Annotated in this window: 6 protein-coding genes; 5 read left to right on the top strand and 1 reads right to left on the bottom strand. The window is 67.5% G+C overall.

The window, feature by feature from the left end; all coding sequences use genetic code 11:
* The coding region (locus WA965_RS15695; protein ID WP_526447761.1) for an amidohydrolase at positions 1-732 on the top strand (732 nt) is incomplete at its 5' end.
* 174 nt (positions 733-906) lie between these two features.
* Positions 907-3771: an MMPL/RND family transporter gene (locus WA965_RS15700; protein WP_526294417.1), complete on the top strand. Its 2865-nt coding sequence runs from the start codon at positions 907-909 to the stop codon at positions 3769-3771.
* A gap of 1 nt (position 3772) precedes the next feature.
* Here the strand turns inward: WA965_RS15700 and WA965_RS15705 are convergent, their stop codons facing one another.
* Positions 3773-4246 carry a gamma-glutamylcyclotransferase family protein gene (locus tag WA965_RS15705; protein ID WP_526294418.1) on the bottom strand — a complete coding sequence of 158 codons (474 nt, stop codon included), beginning with the start codon at positions 4244-4246 and terminating at the stop codon, positions 3773-3775.
* 95 nt (positions 4247-4341) lie between these two features.
* On the opposite strand from WA965_RS15705, the gene WA965_RS15710 reads away from it, so the two are divergent.
* The 3 genes from WA965_RS15710 to WA965_RS15720 are packed head-to-tail and all read left to right on the top strand — an operon-like array spanning position 4342 to position 8413.
* Positions 4342-5757 (top strand): NAD(P)H-quinone dehydrogenase, encoded by a 1416-nt coding sequence (locus WA965_RS15710; protein WP_526447763.1) that lies wholly within the window; start codon positions 4342-4344, stop codon positions 5755-5757.
* A gap of 56 nt (positions 5758-5813) precedes the next feature.
* Positions 5814-7559, top strand: coding sequence for a glycerol-3-phosphate dehydrogenase/oxidase (locus tag WA965_RS15715; protein WP_526294420.1), 1746 nt, complete (start codon positions 5814-5816; stop codon positions 7557-7559).
* Positions 7560-7579: 20 nt separating this feature from the next.
* Positions 7580-8413 carry a pseudouridine synthase gene (locus WA965_RS15720; protein ID WP_526294421.1) on the top strand — a complete coding sequence of 278 codons (834 nt, stop codon included), beginning with the start codon at positions 7580-7582 and terminating at the stop codon, positions 8411-8413.
* The last annotated feature ends 28 nt before the right edge of the window (positions 8414-8441 follow it).

Below are 8441 nucleotides of genomic sequence, written 5' to 3' on the forward strand. Positions count from 1 at the left end.
ATCGATGCGATCGCCGCCGGGGCGCTGACCGGGGTGTCCCGGATCTACGCGTTGCACTGCGACCCGCGGCTGGCGGTCGGCAGGGTCGCGGTGCGTCCGGGGCCGATCACGTCGGCCGCCGACCAGATCGAGGTGACGCTGCACTCGCCGGGCGGGCACACCTCGCGTCCGCACCTGACCAGCGACCTGATCTACGGAATGGGCACGCTGATCACCGGCCTGCCGGGGGTGCTGTCGCGGCGCATCGACCCACGCCACAGCACCGTGATGGTGTGGGGCGCGGTCAACGCCGGGGTGGCCGCCAACGCGATCCCGCAGACCGGCACGCTGGCGGGGACCATCCGCACGGCCAGTCGCGAGACCTGGGTGGCCATGGAAGCCATTGTCCGGGAGACGGTTTCGGGCCTGTTGGCACCTCTGGGCATCGAGCATTCGGTGCTGTACCGCCGCGGGGTGCCGCCGGTGGTGAACGAAGAGGTGTCCACCCGCATCCTCACCCACGCGATCGAGGCGATCGGCCCCGACGTGCTGGCCGACACCCATCAGTCCGGCGGCGGGGAGGACTTCTCCTGGTACCTCGAAGAGGTGCCGGGGGCCATGGCACGGCTGGGGGTGTGGAGCGGTCAGGGTCCGCAGCTGGACCTGCACCAGCCGACGTTCGACCTCGACGAGCGGGCGCTCGGCGTCGGGGTGCGGCTGCTGGTCAACCTCATCGAGCACGCGATCCCGTGACCACTGATTGTGTCCCAGGTCACACCGCTGCCCGGTCGGGACGCAGCCCACTCGGTAGCCGCACGGCTTGCCAAGTGCTCCGCCAATCGTTAGCCTAGCTTTGCATATCGGAGAATTCCCGTCGAACGCGGAAGTGCCATAACGACTTTCGGCTGAACCTGGAGGAGTCGTACGGTGCAAGGGCAGAAGCCGCACTTCTACGGCATCGCCCGGTTCCTGCGTCTCGCGTCGATTCCGATCATCCTGATCTGGGTCGGCATCGCCGCCTTCCTCAACGTCTCGGTCCCGCAGCTCGAAGATGTCGGCAAGCTGCGGTCGGTGTCGATGAGCCCCGAGGACGCGCCTGCGGTGATCTCGATGCAGCGCATCGGTCAGGTCTTCGAGGAGTACGAATCCAACAGCTCAGTGATGATCGTGCTCGAGGGCGAGGACACCCTCGGCGACGACACCCGCGCCTACTACGCCGACCTGATCGCTGCGCTCGAAGCCGACACCACCCACGTCGAACACGTGCAGGACCTCTGGAGCGACCCGCTGACCGCCTCGGGCGCGCAGAGCTCCGACGGCAAGGCCACCTACTTCCAGGTGTATCTCGCCGGCGATCAGGGCGAGGCGCTGGCCAACCAGTCGGTGGCCGCCGTCCAGGAGCTGGTGGAGAGCAGCCAGCCACCGGACGGTGTGAGCGCCTACGTCACCGGCGCCTCGGCGCTGGCCGCCGAACAGGAGAACGCCGGCCACGAGAGCATGCGGTTGGTCGAGGCGCTGACGTTCCTCGTCATCACCATCATGTTGGTGCTGTTCTTCCGGTCCATCGTCACGACGCTGCTGATCCTCGTGATGGTCGGGCTGAGCCTGATGACCGTGCGCGGCGCGGTGGCATTCCTGGGCTTCCACGACATCATCGGCCTGTCCACGTTCGCGACCAGCCTGCTGGTCACGCTGGCCATCGCGATCGCCGTCGACTACGCGATCTTCCTCATCGGCCGCTACCAGGAAGCCCGCGGTAAGGGCGAGACGCCGGAATCGGCGTACTACACGATGTTCGGCGGCACCGCGCACGTGATCGTCGGCTCCGGTCTGACCATCGCCGGTGCGACGTACTGCCTGAGCTTCACCCGGCTGCCGTACTTCCAGACCCTCGGGGTGCCGCTGGCGCTGGGCATGTTGGTGCTGATCATGGTGGCGATGACGTTCGGGCCGGCGGTGGTGACCGTCGCGAGCCGGTTCGGGCTGCTGGAACCCAAGCGCGCCATGCGCGTGCGGGGCTGGCGCAAGATCGGCGCGGCCACGGTCCGCTGGCCGGGTGCGGTCCTGGTCGCCAGCGTCGCCGCGGCCCTCGTCGGACTGCTGGCCCTGCCCGGGTACCAGACCAGCTATAACGACCGGAACTACCTGCCCGACGACATCGAGTCCAACGTGGGGTACGCCGCCGCCGAGCGGCACTTCTCACCGGCCAGGCTCAACCCCGAGATGTTGATGGTCGAAACGGACCACGATCTGCGCAACTCGGCCGACTTCATCGTCATCGAGAAGATCGCCAAGGCGATCTTCGGCGTGGAGGGCATCGGGCGGGTGCAGACGATCACCCGCCCGGACGGCACGCCGATCGAGAGCACCTCGATCCCGTACATCATGAGTCGGCAGGGCGGTACCCAGCAGCTCAACGAGAAGTACATGCTCGACCGCATGGACGACATGCTCGTCCAGGCCGATTCGCTGCAGGACACCATCAACACGATGACCAAGATGCAGTCGCTCATGGGTCAGTTGTCCGAGGTGACCACGAGCATGGTGGCCAAGACCAAGACCATGGCCGCCGACGTCGCCCAACTGCGCGACCACATCTCCGACTTCGACGATTTCCTGCGGCCCATCCGGAACTACTTCTACTGGGAGCCGCACTGCTACAACATCCCGGTGTGCTGGTCGGTGCGGTCGATCTTCGACGTCATCGACGGCACGAACCTGTTGACCGACAACGTGCAGGAGTTGGTGCCCACCCTGGAGCGGCTGTCCCTGCTGATGCCCGAGTTGATCGCGCTGATGCCGTCGCAGATCGAATCGATGGAGTCACAGCGCGACATGATGCTGACCATGTACCAGACCCAGAACGGGCAGCTGGAGCAGGGCGCGGCGATGCAGGAGGATTCCACCGCGATGGGCGACGCGTTCAACGCGGCCCGCAACGACGACACGTTCTATCTGCCGCCGGAAGCCTTCGACAACGCGGATTTCCAGCGCGGCATGGAGCAGTTCATCTCACCCAACGGTAAAGCGGTGCGGTTCATCATCGCTCACGAGGGTGATCCGCTGTCTCCGGCCGGCGTCGAGAAGATCGATGCGATCAAGACCGCGGCCAAGGAAGCCGTCAAGGGCACCCCGCTGGAGGGCGCGCGGATCTACCTGGGCGGCACCGCGGCCACGTTCAAGGACATGGCCGACGGCACCCAGTACGACCTGCTGATCGCCGGAATCGCCGCTATCGGGCTGATTTTCATCATCATGCTGATCCTGACGCGGGCGATCGTGGCCGCCGCGGTGATCGTCGGGACGGTGGTGCTGTCACTCGGCGCGTCGTTCGGGCTCTCGGTGCTCGTCTGGCAGCACCTGATCGGCATCGAATTGCACTGGATGGTGCTGCCGATGGCGGTGATCATCCTGCTGGCGGTCGGCGCGGACTACAACCTGCTGGTGGTGTCGCGGCTCAAAGAGGAAGTCCATGCGGGCCTGCACACCGGCCTGATCCGCACCATGGGTGGCAGTGGTTCGGTGGTCACGGCGGCGGGGATGGTCTTTGCGCTGACCATGATGACGATGGCGATCAGCGATCTGACCATCATCGGTCAGGTCGGCACGACCATCGGCATGGGGCTGATCTTCGACACGCTGGTGATCCGGTCCTTCATGACGCCGTCGATCGCGGCGCTGATGGGCCGCTGGTTCTGGTGGCCGCAGCGGATCCGGGTGCGCCCGGTGCCGGTGCCCTGGCCGTCGCCTCCGTCCCGCGAGCGCGCGGGTCTGCACACCGACACGCCGTAAGCTACGTGCCCGGGCCGATGTTGCTCGCCGGTCGGGTGCGCAGGTCATGTACGTATTCTGCTGGGGCACCGGCGATCTCGGCGGCTTCGGCCATCACGCCCAGGTAGCGCGCCGACGGGATCCCGCCCTCCCAGGCGTCCACCACGTACAGCCATGCGAGCACCGGGTCGGTGTCGGTGTCCGACGTCAGCCGCTCCACCCGGCACCTGATCTTCTTGTGGAAGCCGAGCTCGGATCCCTCCCAGCGGTCGAGGCTGTCCTCGTCCTCCCTGGTCATGTCGTAGAGCACGACGAACACCTTGGAGGTCGGATCCTCGACGACGGTGGCCAGCGCGCCCTCCCAGCCGATGTCTGCCCCGCCGAACGTCAGACGCCAGCCGTGCAACCAACCCGTCCCCGCCATCGGGGAGTGCGGCGCCCGCTGCAGCATCTGCTCGGGATGCATATTCGATCCGTAGGCGGCGTAGATCGGCACGCGCAAGAGCTTAGACGCATCGTGTTCAGCTGGCTGACATCCGGAGCGTCCCGCCTTCTGTGACGTCTGCGACCCAGGTGTCCTAGGTTGAAGCGGTGGTAACGCGCATCGTGGTCATCGGCGGCGGGCCGGCAGGGTATGAGGCGGCACTGGTGGCTGCCGCCAGGGGACGCGACGTCACCCAGGTGACGCTCGTCGACTCCGACGGACTCGGTGGAGCCTGCGTGCTCTACGACTGTGTGCCGTCGAAGACGTTGATCGCCGCCACCGGCGTGCGCACCGAGCTGCGACGGGCCGAGCCGCTCGGCTACGACATCGGCATCGACGACGCCACGATCTCGCTGGTGCAGATCAACAACCGGGTCAAGACGCTGGCCGCCTCGCAGTCGGCAGACATCGGCACCCAGCTGATCAATCACGGGGTGACGATCATCGGCGGGCGCGGTGAGCTCGTCGACGACACCGAGGGCATGGCCCACCACCGGGTGAAGGTCACCACCCCCGACGGCAAGGTCGGCGTCCTCAAGGCCGACGTGGTGCTGATCGCGACCGGCGCGCGCCCCCGGGTGCTGCCGAACGCGGAGCCCGACGGCGAGCGCATCCTGACCTGGCGCCAGCTCTACGAGCTGACCGAGCTGCCCGAGCACCTGATCATCGTCGGCTCGGGGGTGACGGGCGCGGAGTTCTGCAACGCCTATACCGAGCTCGGGGTGACGGTGACGGTGGTGGCCAGTCGGGACCAGATCCTGCCGCACGAGGACTCCGACGCCGCCGCGGTGCTCGAGGAGGTGTTCGCCGAGCGTGGTGTCACGCTCGTCAAGAACGCCCGCGCCGACTCGGTGACCCGCACCGACAAGGGCGTGGTGGTGAAGATCGCCGACGGCCGCACGGTGGAGGGCAGCCACGCGTTGATGACGGTCGGATCGGTGCCCAACACCAGCGGCCTGGGCCTCGAGCGGGTCGGCGTCGAGCTCAAGCCCGGTGGCTACATCCCCGTCGACCGGGTGTCGCGCACCCCGGCCGCGGGAATCTACGCCGCAGGCGACTGCACCGGCCTGCTGCCGCTGGCCTCGGTCGCCGCCATGCAGGGCCGCATCGCGATGTACCACGCGCTGGGTGAGGGGGTGTCGCCGATCCGGCTGCGCACCGTCGCGTCGGCGACGTTCACCCGTCCCGAGATCGCCGCGGTGGGCATCCCGCAGTCGGCGATCGACGACGGCAGCGTGCCTGCCCGGACCATTGTGCTGCCACTGAACACCAATGCGCGGGCGAAGATGTCGCTGCTCAGGCATGGTTTCGTGAAGATCTTCTGCAGGCCGGCGACGGGCGTGGTGATCGGCGGCGTGGTGGTGGCGCCGATCGCCTCGGAGCTGATCCTGCCGCTCGCGCTGGCGGTGCAGAACCGGATCTCGGTGACCGACCTGGCGCAGACGCTGTCGGTGTATCCGTCGCTGTCGGGTTCGATCGTGGAGGCAGCGCGCCGACTGATGACGCACGACGATCTCGACTGAGCCACGTAGCCTGGGAACCGACAACCGTACTGACAAGTAACGAGGAGTCGGTCAACGTGGCAGAGCCGATCCCAGGACCGGGCAACGGGCAGACATTTCTTGGCGCCGAGCAACGGGCGCGTGCCTGGGATCGGCTGGGCAGCGAGCAGTTCGACGTGGTCGTGGTCGGTGGTGGCGTCGTCGGTGCGGGCGCCGCTCTGGACGCGGCGACGCGCGGCCTCAAGGTCGCGCTGGTGGAGGCCCGCGACTTCGCGTCGGGGACCTCCAGTCGCAGCAGCAAGATGTTCCACGGCGGCCTGCGCTATCTGGAGCAACTGGAGTTCGGTCTGGTGCGCGAGGCGCTGCACGAGCGTGAGCTGTCGTTGACGACGCTGGCGCCGCACCTGGTCAAGCCGTTGCCGTTCCTGTTCCCGTTGACCAAGCGGTGGTGGGAGCGACCGTACATCGCGGCGGGCATCATGCTCTACGACCAGCTGGGTGGTTCGAAATCCGTTCCGGCGCAAAAGCATTACTCCCGCTCCGGGGCGCTGCGGCTGTCGCCGGGGCTCAAGCGCTCGTCGCTCATCGGCGGAATCCGCTACTTCGACACCGTCGTCGACGATGCCAGGCACACCATGATGGTGGCGCGCACCGCGGCTCACTACGGGGCGGTGGTCCGCACGTCCACCCAGGTGGTGGCACTGTTGCGGGAGGGCGACCGGGTCACCGGGGTCCAGGTCCGTGATTCTGAGGACGGCGCGACCACCGAAGTGCGCGGACATGTCGTGGTCAACGCAACCGGGGTGTGGACCGACGAGATCCAGGCACTGTCCAAGGAGCGCGGGCGTTTTCGGGTGCGCGCGTCCAAGGGTGTGCACATCGTGGTGCCGCGCGACCGGGTTGTCAGCGAGGTCGCGATCATCCTGCGTACCGAGAAGTCGGTGCTGTTCGTCATCCCGTGGGGCACGCACTGGATCATCGGCACCACCGACACCGACTGGAACCTCGACCTCGCGCATCCTGCTGCCACCAAGGCCGATATCGACTACATCCTCAAGACCGTCAACACGGTGCTGGCCACCCCGTTGACCCACGACGACATCGACGGGGTGTACGCCGGGCTGCGGCCACTGCTGGCCGGCGAGAGCGAGTCGACCTCGAAGCTGTCTCGCGAGCACGCCGTCGCGGTGCCCTCGCCCGGACTGGTCGCGATCGCCGGCGGCAAGTACACCACCTACCGGGTGATGGCCGAGGACGCGATCGACGCCGCGGCGGAGTTCGTGCCGACGCGGGTGGCGCCGTCGATCACCGAGAAGGTGCCGCTCATGGGCGCCGATGGCTACTTCGCGCTGGTCAATCAAACCCAGAGTGTCGGAACGCATTACAACCTGCATCCGTATCGCGTCCGGCATCTGCTCGACCGGTACGGCTCGCTCATCGGTGAGGTGCTCGCGCTCGGTGAGGACAACCCGGATCTTCTGGGACCGATCACCGAGGCGCCGGTGTACCTGAAGGTCGAAGCCGCATATGCCGCAGCGGCCGAAGGGGCGCTGCACCTCGAGGACATCCTGGCGCGGCGGATGCGGATCTCCATCGAGTACCCGCACCGCGGTGTCGACTGTGCCCGCGAGGTCGCCGAAGTTGTTGCGCCCATTCTGGGTTGGAGTGCCGAAGACATCGACCGCGAGGTCGCGACGTACATCGCGCGCGTCGACGCCGAAGTGCGGTCCCAGCAGCAACCGGACGACGAATCCGCCGACGCGCTGCGCGTGGCGGCGCCGGAGGCGCGTGCGGAGATCCTCGAGCCGGTACCTCTCACTTGAGGCGTCCCGCGCCGCTTCCCGTGCGTGACGGACTCGGGCCGGCGCGGGTCAGGCTGCGGGGCGGCGCGGTGCTCGTGGAGTTGGCGGACCGCTTCGGCGACGGCGCCGCAGCCAAGGTGCTCAACGGCGAGGTGCTGACCGCCGACGGTGGCGTCGTGACCGCGGCGACTGTGCTGCAACCCAATTCGGTCGTCTATCTCTACCGCGATCTGCCCGACGAGGTGACAGTCCCGTTCGACATCCCGATCCTGCACCGCGACGAGAACATCCTCGTCGTCGACAAACCGCACTTCCTGGCGACGATGCCACGCGGCCGTCACGTCGCCCAGACGGCGCTGGTGCGGTTGCGGCGCGACCTGGAGCTACCGGATCTGGCGCCCGCGCATCGCCTGGACCGGCTGACCGCGGGCGTACTGCTGTTCACCGTGCGCAGGGAGGTGCGCGGCGCGTATCAGACCATGTTCGCGAAGGGTCTGGCGCGGAAGACGTATCTGGCGCAGGCGCTCGTCGACCCGGATCTGCTGTTCCCGATGACGCTGCGCAGTCGGATCGTCAAACGGCGGGGCAGCCTGCAGGCGGTCGAGGAACCGGGCGAGCCGAACGCCGAGACCCGCATCGTGCACCGCGGCGATGGCGACTACCTGCTGACCCCGCGCACCGGGCGTACCCACCAGTTGCGGGTGCACATGGCATCGGTGGGACTGCCGATCACGGGGGATCCGTGGTACCCGGAAGTGATCGACGTGGCTGCCGACGATTTCTCGGCGCCGCTGAGACTCGTTGCGCACCGCTTGGAGTTCGATGACCCGCTGACCGGCGTCGCGCAACTCTTCACCAGCACCCGTGGGTTCTAGTCTGCGCTCAGATCGCAGTACCCCTCAC

The organism is Mycobacterium sp. (assembly GCF_049683935.1).
In the GTDB taxonomy this organism is placed as follows: Bacteria; Actinomycetota; Actinomycetes; order Mycobacteriales; family Mycobacteriaceae; genus Mycobacterium.